Source organism: Aminivibrio pyruvatiphilus (assembly GCF_004366815.1).
In the GTDB taxonomy this organism is placed as follows: domain Bacteria; phylum Synergistota; class Synergistia; order Synergistales; family Aminobacteriaceae; genus Aminivibrio; species Aminivibrio pyruvatiphilus.
In genome coordinates this window covers 37,929-56,203 of the sequence record NZ_SORI01000005.1, presented here as the reverse complement: position 1 = coordinate 56,203, position 18,275 = coordinate 37,929, and the positions used below count along the sequence as shown (strand labels likewise).

General features: G+C 63.6%; 16 protein-coding genes and 1 riboswitch. All 16 genes read right to left on the bottom strand.

Annotated elements, in window-relative coordinates; all coding sequences use genetic code 11:
- Nucleotides 1-26: 26 nt before the first annotated feature.
- The 16 genes from C8D99_RS05345 to gspL all read right to left on the bottom strand — a co-directional run bounded on the left by C8D99_RS05345 (nucleotide 27) and on the right by gspL (nucleotide 18,261).
- The gene (locus C8D99_RS05345) at nucleotides 27-1,292 is read right to left on the bottom strand and encodes a hypothetical protein (RefSeq protein ID WP_243833838.1); all 1,266 of its coding nucleotides are present in this window, start codon (nucleotides 1,290-1,292) and stop codon (nucleotides 27-29) included.
- A gap of 94 nt (nucleotides 1,293-1,386) precedes the next feature.
- Nucleotides 1,387-1,791 (bottom strand): OsmC family protein, encoded by a 405-nt coding sequence (locus tag C8D99_RS05340; RefSeq protein WP_166670018.1) that lies wholly within the window; start codon nucleotides 1,789-1,791, stop codon nucleotides 1,387-1,389.
- Nucleotides 1,792-1,957: 166 nt separating this feature from the next.
- The gene (locus C8D99_RS05335) at nucleotides 1,958-3,265 is read right to left on the bottom strand and encodes a DVU_1553 family AMP-dependent CoA ligase (protein WP_133957091.1); all 1,308 of its coding nucleotides are present in this window, start codon (nucleotides 3,263-3,265) and stop codon (nucleotides 1,958-1,960) included.
- A gap of 97 nt (nucleotides 3,266-3,362) precedes the next feature.
- Nucleotides 3,363-3,824 carry a DVU_1555 family C-GCAxxG-C-C protein gene (locus tag C8D99_RS05330; protein WP_208321090.1) on the bottom strand — a complete coding sequence of 154 codons (462 nt, stop codon included), beginning with the start codon at nucleotides 3,822-3,824 and terminating at the stop codon, nucleotides 3,363-3,365.
- A complete protein-coding gene (locus tag C8D99_RS05325) occupies nucleotides 3,824-4,039 on the bottom strand; it encodes a DVU_1557 family redox protein (RefSeq protein WP_166670017.1) in 216 nt (71 codons plus the stop codon). The genes C8D99_RS05330 and C8D99_RS05325 overlap by 1 nt, the downstream gene beginning before the upstream one ends.
- Nucleotides 4,036-6,312: a pyridine nucleotide-disulfide oxidoreductase/dicluster-binding protein gene (locus C8D99_RS05320; RefSeq protein ID WP_133957090.1), complete on the bottom strand. Its 2,277-nt coding sequence runs from the start codon at nucleotides 6,310-6,312 to the stop codon at nucleotides 4,036-4,038. The genes C8D99_RS05325 and C8D99_RS05320 overlap by 4 nt, the downstream gene beginning before the upstream one ends.
- A gap of 63 nt (nucleotides 6,313-6,375) precedes the next feature.
- Nucleotides 6,376-9,120 (bottom strand): molybdopterin-dependent aldehyde oxidoreductase, encoded by a 2,745-nt coding sequence (locus C8D99_RS05315; protein WP_133957089.1) that lies wholly within the window; start codon nucleotides 9,118-9,120, stop codon nucleotides 6,376-6,378.
- Nucleotides 9,121-9,342: 222 nt separating this feature from the next.
- Nucleotides 9,343-9,461: riboswitch (molybdenum cofactor riboswitch) on the bottom strand.
- Nucleotides 9,462-9,536: 75 nt separating this feature from the next.
- Complete coding sequence (gspG, locus tag C8D99_RS05310; RefSeq protein WP_133957088.1) at nucleotides 9,537-9,968, bottom strand: type II secretion system major pseudopilin GspG; 432 nt, start codon at nucleotides 9,966-9,968, stop codon at nucleotides 9,537-9,539.
- Between the two features lie 32 nt (nucleotides 9,969-10,000).
- Entirely contained in the window at nucleotides 10,001-11,152 is a 1,152-nt protein-coding gene (locus C8D99_RS05305; RefSeq protein WP_133957087.1) for a type II secretion system F family protein, read from the bottom strand.
- A gap of 3 nt (nucleotides 11,153-11,155) precedes the next feature.
- A complete protein-coding gene (locus C8D99_RS05300; RefSeq protein ID WP_133957086.1) occupies nucleotides 11,156-12,664 on the bottom strand; it encodes a GspE/PulE family protein in 1,509 nt (502 codons plus the stop codon).
- 17 nt (nucleotides 12,665-12,681) lie between these two features.
- Complete coding sequence (gspD, locus tag C8D99_RS05295; protein WP_133957085.1) at nucleotides 12,682-14,622, bottom strand: type II secretion system secretin GspD; 1,941 nt, start codon at nucleotides 14,620-14,622, stop codon at nucleotides 12,682-12,684.
- Nucleotides 14,619-15,008: a type II secretion system protein gene (locus tag C8D99_RS05290; protein WP_208321089.1), complete on the bottom strand. Its 390-nt coding sequence runs from the start codon at nucleotides 15,006-15,008 to the stop codon at nucleotides 14,619-14,621. The genes gspD and C8D99_RS05290 overlap by 4 nt, the downstream gene beginning before the upstream one ends.
- Nucleotides 15,005-15,907, bottom strand: a complete 903-nt coding sequence (gene gspC / locus C8D99_RS05285; protein ID WP_133957083.1) for a type II secretion system protein GspC — start codon at nucleotides 15,905-15,907, stop codon at nucleotides 15,005-15,007. The genes C8D99_RS05290 and gspC overlap by 4 nt, the downstream gene beginning before the upstream one ends.
- Nucleotides 15,894-16,514: a type II secretion system protein GspN gene (gene gspN / locus C8D99_RS05280; protein ID WP_133957082.1), complete on the bottom strand. Its 621-nt coding sequence runs from the start codon at nucleotides 16,512-16,514 to the stop codon at nucleotides 15,894-15,896. The genes gspC and gspN overlap by 14 nt, the downstream gene beginning before the upstream one ends.
- Nucleotides 16,511-17,062: a type II secretion system protein GspM gene (gene gspM, locus C8D99_RS05275; protein WP_133957081.1), complete on the bottom strand. Its 552-nt coding sequence runs from the start codon at nucleotides 17,060-17,062 to the stop codon at nucleotides 16,511-16,513. Before gspM ends, gspN begins: the two co-directional genes overlap by 4 nt.
- On the bottom strand, nucleotides 17,059-18,261 hold the full coding sequence (gspL, locus tag C8D99_RS05270; RefSeq protein ID WP_338024415.1) for a type II secretion system protein GspL: 1,203 nt from the start codon (nucleotides 18,259-18,261) through the stop codon (nucleotides 17,059-17,061). The genes gspM and gspL overlap by 4 nt, the downstream gene beginning before the upstream one ends.
- Between the last annotated feature and the right edge of the window lie 14 nt (nucleotides 18,262-18,275).

Genomic DNA, 18,275 nt, shown 5'->3' with positions numbered 1-18,275 from the left:
CCCTCTTCCGATTCGTTACAGGGCGATTATTTCGCCAGGGTTTCGATGATCTGGCCGAGGTACCCGGCAAGGATGACCGATCCGATGGTGACCGTGGTGAATCCGCCCACGAGCATCTTGGGAAGGAGGTGGCTCATGCAGTACTCCTTCTCCTTGGGGTTGTCGCATCCTGCCGTGGTGACCTCGTCGGTGATGATGAAGGTCGCCGGGAAGCCGAAGAGGCAGGTGACGGCGATGGCCGTCGCCATGGCCCAGGAGTATCCGAGGATCTTCGAGGTGAAGAAGGTGGAAGTGACGATCCCGACGAGGGCAACGCCGAAGCAGACCGCCAGCGGGTACACAAGGGAGCGTACCAGTTCCGGTGTGGCCTGGGGAAGGCTGACCCAGATGAAGATCAGGCAGAAGAACATGGCGTAGCCCATGGCGTTGGCCTTGTCAAGCACCTTGTGCTCCAGGAAGCCGGTCTCGTAGAACACGATGCCCATGATGAGGGCCATGACGAACTTGTGGAGCTGCAGGTAAGGCAGGCCGGCACCGAGAACCATGGCGTTGTAGTGCTGGGCGGCGAGAAGGGCAACCCAGCCGACGATGGCGGTCTTGGCAAGAAGAACGAAGGGGGTCTGCATGGGCTTGGGGAATGCGGGGAACAGCCTGATGCTCGGTACCTCTGGATCGCTCTTGGGAGCGTTCCCTGCCTTTGTTTCCTCCGCCTCGCCGCTGCGGAACTTCGCGAGAAGGCGTTTTGTCTCCGACTTCAGGCAGAGGGAGGCGATGGGGAGGCCGACGAAATTCTGCAGAACAAGAAGAAGGGTGGCGAAGACAGCAAGGTGCTCGAGCCCCACCTTCTTGGCGGCTTCCGACACGATGATGGTGGCCACGATGCCGCCGGAAATGGGGCCGGCCGCCGTAAGGGCCATTTCACGGCCGAGGATGGGCCCGGCGATGAAGAAGAGGCCGATCGAAAGGGCCACGAGGCCGACAAAGGCGATGATGACCGTCTTCCATTCCTGTTTGATGTCCCTGAGTTTCATGAGGGTTCCCATGTGGACAAGAATGATGGGAAGGCTTACCGCCGCGAAAGCCATGGTTCCCGTCGTCTGGAAGATGGTCTTGGGGAAGCCGTACCAGAAGCCGAACAGGAAAATGAAGCCCGTGACAAAGATCATGGAGAAGACGGCTTTCGTCTTGTAGGACACGATATCGCCGATGGCGTAGCAGATCATGACGAGCATCAGCATTCCCGTCGCCACGTCGGCGGCATTGGTCAATCCGAAATGTTCGAAGAAACTCATTCTATCCCTCCTGTTTCTCAAAAGAAAAAGTCGTCACGAAAAAACTCTCCGTATCTCCGGCTGTTTCCGGAGCATTTCGTTCACTCCCGTTCTTTTAGCGTTCCCGAACCACCTCCAGCTCTATCCTGGCCTTCAGCGAATTGCTGACCGGGCACACCCTCTCGACAGCGTGAAAAAACTCCATGAGCCGGTCCTCCGGAGAGGAGGACCGGAGCCGTGCAGTCATCCGGATCGTCCTGAAGCCGTCGGCGGCGGAATACTCCCCCTCCATTTCGAGCCTGAGGTCTCGCAGGTCCAGGTTTTCCTTCGGGGCCCGCGCCATGGCCACCATGGTGATGCACCCTCCCAGGGCCGCCAGGACCACTTCCATGGGTTTCAGGGTATTCTCCAGTCCGCCGTTCTGCTTCGACTGGTCCATGTCAAGGCAGTGTCCCCGTGCCTCGGCCACTACGGCAAGATCTTCCGGCCTCACCCGGGTGGAAACGTTCATTACTCCCATACAGTGCCTCATCTCCTCTCCCGGCAGATTCACCTGCAGAATCGAAAATGCAAAAACAGCGATGAGCAATTTTATCATAGTTCACCGTTTCGGGGTAATCTTCAGATTCGGGACGGGGAAAACGGGGCGAATTCAGGCGGCAAAAAGGAAAGGGTGACCTGCCGGTTCATTCGGGCCGACGCGGAAGAGCTTCAGGGAGAACCAGTCGCTTTGCCGGGGCCATATCCACATCCTGCAGGGAGGTAAGGCGAAATTCGGTCCCCGGAAGCAGTTTTTCCAGACCTGGGAGTGGCCGGAGTTTATTTCCGGCCTCCCGCTCAAAGTCTTCCGGAAGGGACACAACCCCGTCCGGCAATGAGGGTACATCGAGGGAAAAAACAGGAAATTGGCCCCGTATTCTGACTTCGTAGCCACCGAGCCAGGGGAGGGAGAACAGGACTTCATCCAGGTCCGCCAGGGAAACAAATCCGCCGGGAAGGACAAGACCGTTCGCCAGCCTCCCCTTTACGGAGATTTTGCGGAGGAAGGAGCCGCAGGAACAGGTTCCGGGGAGAAACCGCCCCGTGTCTCCGGTACGGTACCTCAGGAGAGGCGTCCCCTCTGCATTGAGGGACGAACAGACTATTTCCCCTTCTTCTCCGGCGGGGAGGGTCTCCCCCGTGCCCGGGGAGACGATCTCAAAGAAGAAACTGTCCTCCATGACATGCATTCCCTGCCCTTCACCGCAGGAGAGGGCACCGCCGTACCCCGTCTCGGTGAGGCCGTAGTGTCTGAAGGGAGTGCAGTCCCACGCCCCGGCCACTGCCGCCGCGAGGCTGTCGGAGGCATAATCGGAGCAGAGCAGGACCGACGACAGGCACTTCCCGAGAGGCGACAGGGAGTGCCGTGCCAGCCTGAGCGCCTGGGAAGGAAGGGCCACGAGGCAGTCCGGCCTCAGACGGGCAATGGTGTTGAGGGTGTCCTCTGCGTCAGGGCAGGAGCATAGCACGCCCTCCATCTCCGGTGCGAGCCCCCGGACGAGCAGGTCTCCCACGCTTCCCGGACGCTCTCCGGGAAGAAGGATGAGCACTCTGCTTCCCCGGGGCACCAGGGCGGTCATGCCTTCCGCGAAGATGCTCCGGGTCTTCTCAAGATCTCCTTCCGTGAAGAAGACCCTCTTGGGCGTCCCCGTGGTGCCGGAGCTCCGGGCGGTCACAATACGGGCGACATCATTCTGGGATACTGCCAGGAAGGACATGGGGTCCTTCGACAAATCCCCCGCCGAGGTGAAAGGCATTCCCCCGTATTCTTCCATGGAACGGGGAAATCCTTCAGGGAAAGGAGAGAGAAGGCCCCGGTAGAAGGGGCTGGTCCGCCGGGCACGGCCGACGGCCGCCCGGAGCGCTTCCAGACGGCTGTCGTCCAGGCTTCCGCGGTCCGTCCTTCCGCCCGCTTTCCGGGCGGCCCTGACATCGAAGGGAAAGGGCGTGTTCACTGGCGGTTTCCTCTCTGGAACATCCGTGTACCCGCCTGTAGGATGGTACGCCGGCGGGAACGCTCCGGGAGAAGGTCCCCCATTGCCTTTTCCGGGGTCACTCGGGCAGGGGCCTTCCTTCGAGGGTATCGATCCCGTTTTCTTCAAGGATCTCCATGGCCTTCATCCACACCGACCGGACAAGCAGGGGGCACCGTGTCTTTCCGAAGGCTTCCAGAATGTCCGCGCATCTGGCGCTTCCCCCGGGAAGGCCCGCCTCCGCCCGGAACCACTCCGCGAGATCCTTGAGCATGTCACGGAACCGGGGATGTTCCCTCTCGTCCCGCTGCCCCTTTCCGGCGTAGAAACCGAGCAGGCAGGCACCTCCGAGGAGGGCCCCGCAGGTCTCGCTGCCTTCCGCTACGCCCTTTGAAATGCCTCCCAGGGCGCGGAGGAGGTCAGTGTTTTCCCTTCCGGTCTTCTCCAGGGCCAGGAGGAGCAGTATCTGGCTGCAGTGGTACCCCTCCGCCGAGAGGGAGGCCAGCCGCATCTGAAAATCGTCCATCTCGAAGGTTTCCATTACTTGTCCTCCAGTATTTTCTCCACCTCGAGCATCTTGCCCGTGGCAAGCTCCTCGGGAACGAATGCCATGCCGCAGGACGGGCACGCCGGGAGATCGACGGAAAAGACGCTCCCCAGGTAGGTGATGTCCATCTTTTTCAGCTCCATGGGACATCCGCAGGAGACGCAGCGGTACTCCCTGTACTTTTCGAAGGACTTGAGCAGTTCTTTCACGGCGCTCTCCTCTCCGTTCCCTTCACTTCCATGCGGTGGCTCCAGCCGTTGAGCACCTCGAAAGTTCCGTTCTCCAGGGACCGGTAGACCACCCAATAGGTTACGGACGCGGGCTTCAGGCTGGTTATCAGCGTGCCGTCAGGCCGGGCGATCTTCCGGCCCGATGTCTCCCCGTTCCATATGGCCTGCCGCACTGTGCCTGTAAGGATTCGGCGCGACTGGAGCATTTTTTCCGTCTCTCCGTCCATAACAAGGGGCAGGGTCTCCCATTCCTCCTCCATCTTCTCTTCCTCCTCCCACAGGGATTTCCGAAGCTCCCGGACGAGAGCCGCCCGGTTCTCCCTCTGCTCCGACCAGGATACCGGCGGAAGGTCCTCCCCTGTCCCGTCAGGCGGCGGGAAGAACAGGTCCAGAAGGTGGACCGTCCTCTTTCCCGTCCGGGCGAAGAGATCCCGGCACATGGCACAGTAGACGAGGTAATCGGAGGGAGACTCCCCGCACCGTTCCTGTGCCGTTTTCGCCGCGAGACCGGGGTTGGCGCACTCCTGAAGGCCGCCGAAGCCGCAGCAGGACGTGAGTCCTCCCGACAGAGGCAGTTCCTCCGCCGCCGCCCCCGCACGGGAGGCCAGTTCCCGCACCGCGGCCCGCACCTCCGGCAGTTCCGCCGCCGTACAGGGGTCGTGGAGCACCGTGGAAGCGGAACAGACCGGAACAACATCGGGGACGCCCTTTTCCTGCAGGACAGACCAGAGGGAGACGGCCCGGATTTCAGGCAGCTCCTTCCGGAAGACCTCCAGGCAGCTCGTGCAGGCGGCGATTACCACCGGAGAGCCCATGGAGCGCCACTGGGAAAGAAACTCTTCACCCTCCTTCTCCAGCTCCTGCCGCCTGCCTGCCCATCGAGCCGGGGCTCCGCAGCACCGGAGCCAGAATCCCACACCGTCTCCTATGATCCTCCGGAGGTGTCCGTAGACCGCTTTCGTGGTGCGGGGAGAAATCCCCGCAAGGCGGCAGCCGGGGAAGAAAAGAAAGGCGCTCCCTCTGAGGCCTGGTTCATGGCGCAGGAGGGACGCCCCGGGAGAGTTCCCGAAGGCCATATCCTCCAGGGCGAATTCATGGGCGGACGGCGGCATCTTCTGCTGCAGCACCATCTCCTGCCGGGCCGTGAGGCACAGGTCCCTCATGGAAAAGCCCTCCGGGCAGATCCGTTCGCACTGACCGCACAGGGTGCATGAGTTGATCATGCCGTTGGCGAGCCTCGTCCCCTGGATCACCGAGAGGTTATTGTAGATCTCCCGGGCGAACTTTTTCGGGTATCCCCTGTAATTCTGCAGGAAGACGCAGGACTTCACGCATTCCAGGCACTCGCAGAGCAGGCACCGCCCGGCCTCGCGGACCGCATCGTCCCGGGAATACCCCCGGGGCGGAACCGGTACGGGGGGCACGGGTTCGATCCCTTCTGTATTCGTGAAAAGCCGGGTCTCATAGGGCCCCTCCTTCTCCCGGGAGGACGTGAGGGACGCTCCCTGGAGGAACCGCTCCACCGACTTCATTCCCCGGCGGCCTGCGGCAGCCCTGAAAATGAAGGATGGGGTGTTCCCTCCAGCAAAGACCCCCGGCACGGCGGTCTCCAGGCTGACGGGGTCTCCCCGTTCGAGGAGCTCAGGGAAGGAGCGGCACAGTGGATCGTCCAGGCCGGCATAGACGGCATCGAATCTTTCAGCCAGCCCTTCGGGAGTGACGGAAGCATCCCAGGGAAGGAAGTGAACGCCCAGCTTTTCCATCCATTCAAGCTCTTCCCTCACAACATCCTCCGTGAGAAGGGGAGAGAGGGAAAGAAGCTCACGCCCGCCGTTCTCCGCCCGGAACACGGTGACGGAATAGCCTTTCCCGGCGCCGTCAAGAGCCGCCGTAAGGGAGCTGATACCGCCACCCAGCACTGCCGCTGTGCGTCCCGTCTTCGGGACCAGGATCCGGGGCCTGCGGAAAGACCCCTCATCGGCGCAGAACCGCTCCAGCGCCCCCAGCTCGAGGGCTCCGCCCTTCTCCTGCCGGAGGCACGCATCCCGGCAGGGAGCGTCGCAGATCCGGGCGAGAATCCCGGGAAGGGGAAGGGTTTTCTGGATGATCTTCCGTCCCTCGTCGAACCGCCCCTTCACCGCAGCCTCGCAGAGGGCCCGGCCGTCGAGGTGGAGGGGACAGGCTGCCCGGCACCTGGGAGGCTCTTCCTGGACGCACTTGCTCTCGAATTCCACGAGGGTTGATTTTTCCATGGCGAAACCTCCGAAATGAAAGGGGGAAGAGGAAATTACCCCTTCCCCCGCTGCGGTACACGTCTACTTTTTCAGCGCCGCCAGGACCTTCTCGGGGTAGGCGGGAAGCTTGGTGATCCTCACGCCGCAGGCGTTGTAGATGCCGTTGATGACGGAGGCATGGGGGCTCGTGAGGGGAAGCTCTCCGATGCCGGCCGCGCCGTGGGGGCCGTCGGCCCTGTGCTCCTCGAAGTAGATGACCTCGATGTCGTCGGGGATGTCCTTGATGTAGGGGAACCCTGCCCCGGGCATGGTGGAGTGCTTCTCGATATCCTCGAAGTCCTCGGAGAGGGCGAGGCCGATGCCCTGGGCGATGCCGCCGTAGTTCTGTCCGTCCACCACGAGGCGGTTGTTGATCTTCCCGCAGTCGCACATGAGGGTCATCCGGTCCACGGCAGTCTTGCCCGTTTCCGTGTCCACGGTCACCTCGGCCATAAACACGCCGTACATGTAGATCACGAAGGGTTTCCCCTGGCTGTTTTCATCGCATGCGGCCCCCTCCACGGCGGACCACTTTCCGGCGAAAGAGGTCGGCTTTCCGGCGGCAACCAGTTCGTCATAGGTCATATACCCGCCGTCCTTCTTAAAGAAGCCGCTTTTTGGCTTCGCGGTCTCCTTGAGCAGGGTTTCGCAGGCCACCCGGATGGCGTTGCCCGTCATGACCTGGGACCTGGAGCCGCCCGCAGGCCCTGAATTGGGGCATTTCGCCGTATTGGGCCACGTAAACCGGAGCTTGTCGGGGGAGATGCCCAGGGGGCGCAGTGCCTCGTGGGCCGTTCCGATGGCGCCGATATCGGCACCCTGGCCGTGGTCCTCCCAGGCCGTACAGATGGTGATGGTCCCGTCGGGGTTCATGTCGACCCGTGCCTCGGAACCATCGGGACCGTCGAGCCCGCAGCCGTATACACCCACCGAGAGGCCGACGCCTTTTTTGTAGCGGGCAGTGGAGCCCTCGGCGGCTCTCTTCTTCGCGAGCTCGTACTTCGGCCGGAGCGCCTCGAGCATCTTCGGAAGGGAATAGGACTCGGGCGCCTGTCCCGTGGGAGAAGTGCTCCCCGGCCGGTAGGCATTCTTCAGGCGGATCTCCAGGGGATCCATGCCGAGCTTCTCCGCCAGTTCATCCATAAGGACCTCGGAGGAGAAGAGGGACTGGGGGGAACCGTAGGCCCTGAAAGCCGAGCCCCAGGCATGGTTGGTGCACACCGTCCGGCCCTCGCCCCTGATGTTGGGAATATCGTATCCCGCGCCCATGAACTGGGTGCCCCGCAGGGTCAGCAGATCGCCGAACTCGGAATAGGGGCCGTGATCCACGGAATAGTCGGTTTCCATGGCGAGGAGCTTTCCTTCCCTGTCGGCGGCGAACTTCATGTTGACGAAGAAGGGGGAGCGCTTTCCGGTGTACTGCTGCTGCTGCTTCCAGGTGTAGTTCAGCGCCACGGGGTGTCCCGTGGCCAGTGCCGCGGCTCCCACGAGGGCTTCCATGGTGGGGCTGAACTTGTAGCCGAAGGTGCCCCCGGAAGGATTCGTCACGAGAACCAGCTTTTCGGGCTCCACACCCAGACCGGGGGCGATCATGGCCAGGTGGAGATGGACGCCGATGGACTTGGAGTGGATTACCAGCCGACCCTCGTGGTCCAGGTAGGCGAATCCCACGTCAGGCTCGATGGGCATGTGCGGCTGCCTGCCCACGTAGAAGTCGTCCTCCGCGGTGACCACGTCGGAACGGGCGAAGATGGGGGCCGTATCCTCCCCTTTCTTGATTTTCTGGGTGAAATACACGTTTGGTGTGCCTGGATGGATTTCGATGGCATCCTCCGCCATGGCGGCAGGGGCGCTCATGTAAGCCGGAAGAACCTCCAGGTCGAGCTTCACTTTTTCGGCCGCCGCGGCGGCGTTCCTGTAGCTGTCGGCGCAGACGATGGCCACTGCGTCACCGTACTGGAAAATCTTCTCGTCGCACAGGATGGGGCGGTCCCACCCGTCGCCCTTGTTCGTGGGGAAGGTGATGAGTCCGGTAATCCTGTTTTTCCCCCTGATATCCTTGTGGGTGACGATCTTGTAGACTCCGGGCATCTTCTCCGCCTCGGAGGTATCGATACCCTTTATGTTGGCGTGGGAAACCTTCGCCTGGACGAGGGCTGCGTGGAGGGTTTTCTTCGGCATCTTGAGGATAAGGTCGGCGCCGTAGTCCAGGGTTCCGGTGACTTTTCCGACCGCAGTGGGACGGGGGTACCTGCTGCCCCAGATCCGTCCGTCACCAGGAAGGACGAAATCGAGATCCTTCACGTCCATCTCCCCCCGGAGCACCTTGGCGGCATCCATGACGGCGTCCACGATGGGCTTGTACCCGGTGCAGCGGCAGGCGTTCCTGTTGGCCTGGAACCAGTCCCGGACTTCTTCCCGGGTCGGATTGGGGTTGGTGTCGAGAAGGGCTTTTGCGGAGACGATGAATCCGGGGGTGCAGAAACCGCACTGGGCGGCCCCGTGCCTGATCCATGCCTTCTGGATGGGGTGGAGATTCCCGGGAGTGCCTATCCCCTCGATGGTGGTGATGCAGGCTCCTTCAGGAAGCCGTGACATCTTGTACACGCAGGAACGGGTATACGTGCCGTCGATGATCACGCCGCAGGAGCCGCAATGTCCCTGGCCGCAGCCTATCTTGGTTCCGGTGAGCCCGAGCTGTTCCCTGAGTACGGAGGCAAGGGTGCTGTCGTCCTCCACTATGATGTTCCGTTCGACGCCGTTGACAAAAAAGACTTTCTGAATCATCCTGTTCCCAGCTCCTTCCGTTCGTCGGCAGGGGGCGGGGCGGCAGAGCTCCGGACCTGTGCGCGGCCATGCGATGAGGACCGGAACCTCCGCCCCTTTCCTGTTCAATAAACTCTTCGCGCGGGGCTCTCCGTCAGGTTTCCGCTGAACCGACCCCTCCTTTCGCCTCGTGCAGATGGAAAAAATAAAAGCCGCCCTCAAGACATGAGGACGGCTTCGCCGTGTGCGGAAAAACGTCCTCCTTGCCAAAGGGGAGGCGCACCTGTTTCCGGATGCACCCTAACGGTCGCTGCCCGTGGGATAGATCCTTTAGGACAGGCGACTCGGAGGAAAAGATTGATATTCTCAGAAGTAAATTTCAAAAAAACACTAACTAGTTTGAGCCATTTTATACCATGAATTCTTTCCGGGCAAGCCTACTCCCAGTTGGTTATATCCTTCCCCGGACCGTCTCCTCCCTCTTCGCCGTCGGCACCGAGGGAGAACAGGTCGTATTCGCCGTGGTCGCCGGGGCGGCGGTAGACGAAGGGGCTTCCCCAGGGATCCGCCGGGAGCTTCCGGAGGTAGCCTCCCTCCCTGTATTTCCTCGGTTCGGGAGGAATGGAGGGTTTTGTCACCAGGGCTTCAAGCCCCTGGGCCGTGGAGGGGTACAGACTGCTGTCGAGCCGGTACATCTCCAGGGCCTGCTCGATCTCCCGGATCTGCACCGCCGCCGCGGTTCTCTTGGCATCCTCCCCCCTGCCCACCACCCTGGGCACCACGAGAGCCGCCAGCAGGCCGAGGATGACCACCACCACGAGCACTTCCACCAGCGTAAAGCCCTTCCGTTTCAGCTGCCTTTCTTTCATTGCACAACCTCCGTTTCAGTTCTGCCCGCCCGTCATCCCGCGAGACTGGACAGGTCAAATATGGGAAGGAGCACGGCGATGACCACGAAGCCCACTGCCAGTCCCAGAAACAGCACCAGGAGGGGTTCCGCGAGAGTGGCCGCCTTTTCCATGCCGTCCCGGGCCTCCTCCCAGTTCATCTCCGCCACCTGGCCGATGGCACCCGGCAGGTCTCCTCCCAGCTCGCCGATCCTGAGGATGTAGACCGCCTCCTCGGGAAAGGTGCCAAGCCTCTCCAGGGCACGGTCGAACCGGAACCCTTCCTTCACGAGCCGGGCGGCCTCCATCCACCGCTCCGGCCGGGAGTCCATGGAGGAGGCCATTCCGAGGGCCTGCACCAGGGGGATCCCAGCGGAGAGCAGGGTCTTCAGGTGGGACATCACCAGGGAGAGGGCGATATTTTCCCGGATGCGCCGGAAGAAGGGGAGGCTCACGGACCACTTTCTCTTCCGTGCCAGGAAAAAGAACCCCATCAGGGCAAGGACCAGCGCCGGCCACCATTCCCGGAGAAACGCCGCCGTTCCCAGGAGGATTCTCGTGGGAAGGGGCAGGGCCTGCCCCATGTCGGCAAAGAGGTCGGCGAGCCGGGGAACCACGTAGGTGAGCAGAAAGAGGACCACGGCGAAGCCGATGACCGTCATGGCCAGGGGATAGGTCAGGGCGGACCGGATCTTCCGCCGCTGCCCCTCCTGCATGGCGTAGAGGGCCGCAGCCTGCTCCAGCACACCGGGAAGGGCCGATGTCCTTTCGCCCGATTCCACTATCCTCAGGAGGTCCTCCCGGAAGAGACCCGTTTCTTCCAGCACGGCGGAGAGGCGCTTTCCTCCCAGCACGCCTTCGTGGAGATGAAGGCAGGCATCGGCCACCCGCCGGTCCGATGAATGGCGGCCCAGGAACTTCAATGCTTCGGCGAGGGGAACTCCCCGCTTCAGGTAGGAGGAAAGCCCCCGGCAGAACAGGGCATGGTAAGAGAGGCCGAAGCCCCTTCTCCGCCCGGCTTTCCGCTGAACTCCCTCCGCGATGTCCACCGCCGTGAGCCCCTGGGCGGCGAGCAGTTCGCCCGCCCTGACGGAGGACGGGGCATCCACCGTTCCCTTCCGGACCTTTCCTGTTTCGTCGTAGGCAGTATAGCGAAAGGCAGGCACGGCTTATCCTTCTTCCAGGGAGGGGCCGAATTCCCCTGCGGAGACCACCCGGAGCAGCTCCTCGGGGGAGGTCCTCCCCTGCCGCAGGGCATCGAGACCCAGTTCCCAGAGGGTACGAAACCCCTTCAAACGGGCGGCGGACCGTATCTTCGGGGTGGGAAGGCCTGCCGCCACCATTTCCCGGAGCTCGTCGTCAAGAATGAACTGTTCGTACAGCCCCACCCGTCCCCGGTACCCGGTGCCCATGCAGTGGTCGCATCCCCTGCCCCGGAAGACCTCCGTAAGGCCCTCTCTCCGAAAGAGGGCCGGCGCTTCGGCCCTGTACGAGCACTTGGGGCAGAGGGTCCGGACAAGGCGCTGGGCCACGGCGCCGAGAAGGGACCCGGCCGCGAGGTAGGGCTCCACCCCCATGTCGGTGAGGCGGATTACCGCCGAGACGGAATCGTTGGTGTGGAGGGTCGAGAGGACCAGGTGTCCCGTGAGGGACGCCTGGACGCCTATGTGGGCGGTCTCGTAGTCCCGCATTTCGCCTATCATGATGATGTCCGGGTCCTGCCTGAGGATGGACCGGAGGGCGGAGGGGAAGGTGACCCCCGCCTTTTCGTTCACCTGGATCTGCCCGACCCCTTCCAGGTCATACTCGATGGGGTCTTCCACGGTGATGATGTTCACCTCCGGCTTCGCCAGGGCCTGGAGGATGGCGTAGAGGGTGGTGGTCTTGCCGGAGCCGGTGGGTCCCGTGAAGAGGATAAGCCCGTGGGGGTTCCCGATGAGGGCGCTCATGGTCTCCCTGGATGAGGCGTCCATGCCGAGATCCTCCAGGCTGAGAAGCCCCGAGCCCTTGTCCAGCAGGCGGAGGGCGAGGCGCTCTCCGTGCTGCACAGGGATGGAGCTGACCCGGATGTCCACCGCCCGGTTCCCAACGGTGATGCCGATCCGGCCGTCCTGGGGGGCGAGGCGCTCGGCGATGTCCATCCGCGCCATGACCTTCATCCTGCTCGTCAGGGGAGCCTGGAGGTTCCGGGGAAGGCGGAGCCGGTCGTGGAGAACCCCGTCCACCCGGAATCTCACGAGGACCTCGTTCTCGAAGGGTTCCACGTGGATGTCCGTCGCCCGGATCTTCAGGGCTTCCCTCAGAAGGCCGTTCACCAGCTTGATGACCGGGACGTCCACCGAGTCGCTCTGCACGTCCTCCCTGAGGAGCCCGTCGCCGTCGTCGATGCCCGCCACGGCCGAGAGGGTGTCGTCGCCGATGCCTCCCCTCAGGTCGTACAGGCGGCCCCAAAGGTGCTCAAGGTCCTCCCGCCGATGGAGCTCCCACGCCGCCTCCCGGCCGAAGGACGCCGCAAGGACCTGGGCGGCGGGAAAGCACTCCGGCGAGGCCAGGGCGACCACAAGCCGCTCCCCGTCGTCCCGGAGGGGCAGGATGCCTGCGTTCTTCAGGGCGTCGAGGCTGACTCTCCCCCGGATGAGGGGAGCGATTTCTTCTCCGTCGGGAAGCCGTGGGACCATTCTTCCGTCTCCTCCCGTCATTTCGACTGCTGCTTCACCGATTCCCGGTACTCCTTCTCGAGGCGCTTCCAGAGCTTCTCCTCGGGAGCGCTCATGCCGTGCTCGCCGGAGACGATCTCCCGGGTGATCTGCTCCGCCTCGCCGGGAGTCTCGAGGATGTAGGGGGTCAGGAAGATCATGAGCTCGATCTTCTCCCGCTGCTTCACCGACCGGGTGAAGAGCCCGCCGATGAGGGGGATGTAGGAGAGGCCGGGGACCCTGCTCCGGAGGCTCTTCTCCACTTCCTTGATGAGGCCTCCCAGGATCACTGTGTTGCCGGAGCTCACCATGACGCTGGTTTTGATCTTCCGCTTGCCCGTCACGGGGGTTTCTGCGGTCATGGCGGTGAGCACGTCCTCGACAACCTGTTCCACATCGAGGGCGACAAGGTTCCCGCTCCGGATGGAGGGGGTGACGTGGAGGATGAGCCCCGTGTCCTTGTATTCGTAGCTGCTCTGCACGGCGTTCGGGTTGGATACGTCCGAAAGCTTTCCCTTGAGCTGGGGGATGACCTGCCCCACCTGGAGCTCGCTGGGGAGGTTGTCGGTGCACATGAGCCGGGGCATGGAGAGCACGTTCACAGCGTCGAACTTCTTGAGCAGGTCGAGGTAGGCGTAGACGAGGCCCATGCCCTTGTAGTTCGTTCTCGTCCCGTAGGTTCCGTCGCTCCTCCTGTACTCCTCTTCCGTCCTGGAGAGGTTCTGGAACCAGTCGATGATGTTGCCCGGCACCCCTGCGCCCCCCATGTTCAGCTGCCCTGCGAGGACCGCGTCCCCTGTGACTGCCCCGCCCCAGGTGGCCCAGTCGATGCCGGCGTTGTTGAGCTTCGTCAGGTTGACCTCGGCGATGAGACCCCGGAGGAGCACCTGGCGGGGCAGGGTGTCGATCTTCTGGATGATCTCCACCAGGGACTGGAAATGGTGGGGCGGCGCGGCGAAGATGAGGCTGTTGGACGGGATGTCGGGCACCACCGTGGTGGGGATCCTCCCTTCGGCATTCACCGCCTGGGACGCCTGGGCGGACAGGATCTTCGACAGCTGCTCCGCCACCACCTTGGCATCGGCGTTCTCCAGTTTGTACACGTGGAATTCCCCCGACTTCGGGGTGACGTCCAGGTCGGCGATGAGCTTCAGCGCCCGGTTGATGTGCCGCTCCTCCCCGGCGAGGACGATCTGGTTGCCCGGGGCGTCGGGGAGAACGGTGAGGCCGAAGACCGGGCTTCCCGGGACTTTCGCCAGGTTGGCCAGGTGGGCGGCGATGATCTCGGGGGATGCCTTCGTGATTTTCACCGTCCGGGACTTGAAGATCTTGTCGGCCCTGTCCAGGGTCCGGATGAGGTCCACCGCCCTGTTCACGTCGGTGGCCCTGCCGGTGAGGAGGATGTCGTTCCCCCGGCCCACGGGCAGCACGGTGACCATGCGGCCCGACGCCTGGCTCACCGCGGCTGCGATGAAGTCGGCTGTGACGAAGTCCAGGGGGACCACCTGGGAGACCGTCTGCTCCCCCTCCCCCGGCCCCATCCGCCCGGTGCGGACGTCGGATTCCGCCGAGCTTCCCGGCTGGAGGGGCACCACCTTGCCGAACCCGGCGCCCTGCTGCAGGGTGTAGCCGTTCATCTCCAGCACCGAGATGAACACCTGCCTGGCCTCCTTCAGGGGAAAGGGCTTCGGGGATATGACCGAGATGGACCCCTTCACACCGGGGGTGAGCACGAGGTTCTCGTTCAGCAGCTCCGCCATGAACCGGATGAACTTCACCATGTCCACGTCCTGGAAGTTGAACTGGGCGTTCCCGGAAGCCCTCATTCTCCGGGCCGATTCCACGAGGGCGAATTCGTCGTCCTGGGGCGGAGTCTGGGCCGGAGCCCCCGGTGCGAAACAGAACAGGATCAGTGCCAGAAGAAGCAGTTTCCGGATCATTGTTGTCTCCCCCTCGAGATCATGCGGTCAGGAACATAGAGGACCACTTCGTTTCCCCCCGCTGCGGCGGCGGGTCGTATGACGACTTTCCCGCAGGAATAGCCGGGAGGCAGGCCGTCCTGCCCCGGAAATTCGAATCTGCCGGTCTCCCAGGAGATTCCGTTCTCCCGGCCCCGGCTCTCCAGCTTTCCGCTGACCGCCCGAAGCCAGAAGTTCCTCGAGAGGGCGAGCTGTTCACGTCCCTGCCGGACCTCCCCGAGGGCGCGGAGGGAGAGAACGGCCAGCCTCATGCTGCCGGCGGCTACGAGACCCAGGACCGCCACGGCCACGAGCGTCTCGGCAAGGGTGAAGCCCCGTTTCCTTCCCCGTCCCATGGGGTCCTTCACCGGATGGTGTACTTCAGGGAAACGGGAGCTCCGCCCCTGAGAACCTGCACATCGAAGGCGCTTCCTCCCATGAGGGAGTTGATGACGTTCACCACGTCCCCCATGTTCCGGATCTCCAGGCCGTTGACCGACTGGATCACGTCGCCCTTCTCCACCCCCACGGACTCCAGAAAGCTGTTCCTGTCCATCCACTGCACTTCCACGCCCAGGGCCCTGTCGCCGTCGAACTTCGGCCTGAGCCGGAATTTTTTCATCTCGTCCAGGGGATTCATGAGCAGGTTGTCCACCGTCTCCCTGGGGATTGATCCCTGCTGCCCGGGACGGGCCGCCGTAACTCCCTGGCCGGGTATGTTCACAACCTGGGGAGGAGACGGCGGGGCCGAGGCCCTGGATGATGTGTGGCCGCTGTACCGGAGGAGGACGTTCACCACCGTGCCTCCCTTTCTGAGGACCACCCTGTCCTCGCCGGCCTCGGTCAGTTCATAGCCCTTCACCTGCTGGCCCCGGAGAAATACGGACTGTTTTCCCCCGTCGTCGATCCAGACCGCGATCCCCGGCAGCGTCCCGGCGAGCCGGATGCCCTCCAGCTCGTACAGCTCACTCACGGTAATTTCCGTCTCCGGCGCCTTCACCAAAGGCGCCTCAGAAGGCGGGGGGGCCGCCCCGAAGGGGTCCCCGGCGGCAAAATCCCTCAGGGAAGGGCCCTGCTCCTTTTCCGCCGGAAGCGGCGGCGCTCCCCTGGCCGATATTTTTCCGGTCTCCTCCACGGACAGGAGAAACAGCCGTTCCTCCACCATTCCGGCCGCCCAGTACCCTGCCATTGCCGAGAAAAGGGCCGCCCCGAGAAGGGGAAGAGCCAGCCTCGATCCTCCCCGGAGAAGGTCGTCAATTCGAGCCATGAGGGTTTCTCCCTCCCCTCTTCAGGATCCAGGCCCCGGGTTTTTCCTGCCTCAGGGGAAGGACGGACCGGAAGAGTTCCATAAGGGCCGCCCGCTCTCCTCCGATTGTCAGATTAGCCTCCTCCAGGGCGAAGCCCCGGGATGAAAGGACCGCCGTCCCGGAAACGTCAAGCTCCCCGGAAGTCCGGAATTCCAGCACCTCGACCCTGTCGGACCGGAAGACCAGCCTGGCCTCGACCGCAGCGAGAAAGAGGGGCTGCTCCCCCGGAAGGGGAAGGTTCACCGATACCCTCTCAAGCCTGAGCGAGGCCGCCGGTGCAAGGCCGGCTATGGTGCCGCCGGGCGAAAAGACAACCGTGATCCGGCCGGCCTCTCCCGAGAGGAGAGGGGACCGGAGCCGGACATTGAGGAGTACCGCCCCGGGAGGAAGGCGTCCCTCCGCTGACACGGAAGAAGCGTCAAGGAAAAAGCCCTTTTCCGACGCCGCCCGGACAGCCCTGCTCCAGGCCGCCTCCGTTCCTGCCCCGAAGGGAAAGAAGACAAGGAAGGACAGCCCGAACACCGCCGCCGAGAATAGAAGAAACAGGACCGTCCTTCCGGCTTTCATGGCCCCTGCCTCCCGAGAAGGAGCACCGCTGATATGGTCCGTCCCGGGGCCCCTTCGGCCGAAGTGCTCCGTACCGTCCGGAGGTCGGCGGAGAAGGAATGGATGCCTCTCCGCTCCGTCTCCTGGAGGAAGCGGGCCAGGCTCTCTGAGGACAGGGCCTCCAGCGTCACGGAGACGGCGCCGGCGCCCCCCCGTCCCGTGGTGCTGCTCAGGCTCAGCATGTTCGACCGGAGACCGAGGGAGGCCACGGCGTTGGAAACGGCGGTGAGGAGATCCTCCTCAACGTCGGCGGGAAGGGGAATCCGTCCTGTCCCGGCTGCCTGCCGGAGTGCCCGGTATTCCCCGGTCACCGCGGCGAGATCGTCAAACCGTTTTTTCTGGAGCTCTCTCCTTGCCCGGAGGTCCCTGCCGTCGCTCCAGAGGGAGAAGGCAGCTCCCCAGGCGAGAAGGGCCAGGAGCAGCAGGAGAAGGGCCCGGCGTTCCGCCCCGGGGCCGCTGTCGTCCTTTCCCAGGAGGGAGGGCATGGAGGCGTACAGGAAGCGTTTCACGGCTTTTCCCTCCTCAGGGACAGGGAAAATCTCAGTCCTCCGCCGGGGATCTGCTGGATGTCCCCCAGGGAAGCCCTGAACCCCCCGGAATCAGCCGCCGTCCGGAGGGCCTGGATGGCCTCCATGGTCTGGGCCGTCCCTGTCAGCTCGGCACTCTCGCCGGTGTACCGCATCTGGTCGAGGACCGGGAAGCCGGATTTTCTTCCCCCGTCTCCGCCGGTCCACGCCCTTCCGAGGTGGCCGAGAAAGAGGGAGAGGGAGCTGTCGTCCCCTCCGCTTCCCCGAAGTTCCGCCAGTTTGCCCCGGGCCTGGGAGAGAGGGTCCACGATCCGCTCCGACGGACCGGCGATCTCCCGGTAGAGGGCCGCCGCCTCGGCGGAAATCCTCTCCAGGGAAGAACGGACCTGCAGGGAGAGGGAGAACTGAACGGCGCAGAAGACCGCCCCGAGAAACGCGGCGGCGGCGGAAAAGTTTCTGAGGACCCGGGCCGTCCTCTCCCTGGCGAGAGCGGCTTCCAGGGCGGGCCGGGAAATGTTCACGGAAAGAAAGGCCGGAAAACGGGCCGCAGTCTGCCGGGCTGCCTCCAGGAGCTCGCCCGGGGACGTCCCCGTCCAGACCGAAGCTGCGAGTCCCTCTCGGCCGGAAGCAAGGGCGAATTCCCTGCAGAGGCGGACATCTCCGTCCATACCGCCGCCCTCTTCAGAGCCCCGGACTCCCTCTTCCTCACTGCCGCACCTGCAGAAGACGGGAACCCCTCCGGAAAATACGGCCGAGGCGGTAATCCCCATCCCGCGGAACACGGCGATCCCTTCGCCGTCCACCATGGAAGCCAGGGCCAGGGGAAGGGGCCAGCAGATGTTTCCCTGCAGGGGAACCCCGTCTCCGGGTACCTCGGAGGCCGCAACACACCACGCGGCTCCCTCGGCTCCCCCTCCTCCGGCGCCGGAGATCCACGGGATGATGTCCACGGCCTCCTCCCCGGAAAGCAGGGGGAGAAATCTGAGGGAGAGGGCGCTGCGCACGTCCTTGAGCGGGCGGAAGGGAAAGGAAAAGGGGTGCACCGAGAGGGTCCGGAAGGGGTACAGAACAAGGGCGCCCCGGGAAGGAAGACTGTTCCCGGTGCTCCTTTCTCCGGAGGGACTGCCGCCGTTTTCGAGGAGGCGAAATCCGTCCCCGGTCTTGAGGAAAAACGAGGAAATCTGACGTCTGGTAA

Bases quoted from the DNA above. Each gene is read 5' to 3' on its own strand.
- C8D99_RS05345 (WP_243833838.1), bottom strand. From the start codon at position 1,292: ATGAGTTTCTTCGAACATTTCGGATTGACCAATGCCGCCGACGTGGCG.
- C8D99_RS05340 (WP_166670018.1), bottom strand. From the start codon at position 1,791: ATGGGAGTAATGAACGTTTCCACCCGGGTGAGGCCGGAAGATCTTGCC.
- C8D99_RS05330 (WP_208321090.1), bottom strand. From the start codon at position 3,824: ATGGAAACCTTCGAGATGGACGATTTTCAGATGCGGCTGGCCTCCCTC.
- C8D99_RS05320 (WP_133957090.1), bottom strand. From the start codon at position 6,312: ATGGAAAAATCAACCCTCGTGGAATTCGAGAGCAAGTGCGTCCAGGAA.
- C8D99_RS05315 (WP_133957089.1), bottom strand. From the start codon at position 9,120: ATGATTCAGAAAGTCTTTTTTGTCAACGGCGTCGAACGGAACATCATA.
- gspG (WP_133957088.1), bottom strand. From the start codon at position 9,968: ATGAAAGAAAGGCAGCTGAAACGGAAGGGCTTTACGCTGGTGGAAGTG.
- C8D99_RS05300 (WP_133957086.1), bottom strand. From the start codon at position 12,664: ATGGTCCCACGGCTTCCCGACGGAGAAGAAATCGCTCCCCTCATCCGG.
- gspD (WP_133957085.1), bottom strand. From the start codon at position 14,622: ATGATCCGGAAACTGCTTCTTCTGGCACTGATCCTGTTCTGTTTCGCA.
- gspC (WP_133957083.1), bottom strand. From the start codon at position 15,907: ATGGCTCGAATTGACGACCTTCTCCGGGGAGGATCGAGGCTGGCTCTT.
- gspN (WP_133957082.1), bottom strand. From the start codon at position 16,514: ATGAAAGCCGGAAGGACGGTCCTGTTTCTTCTATTCTCGGCGGCGGTG.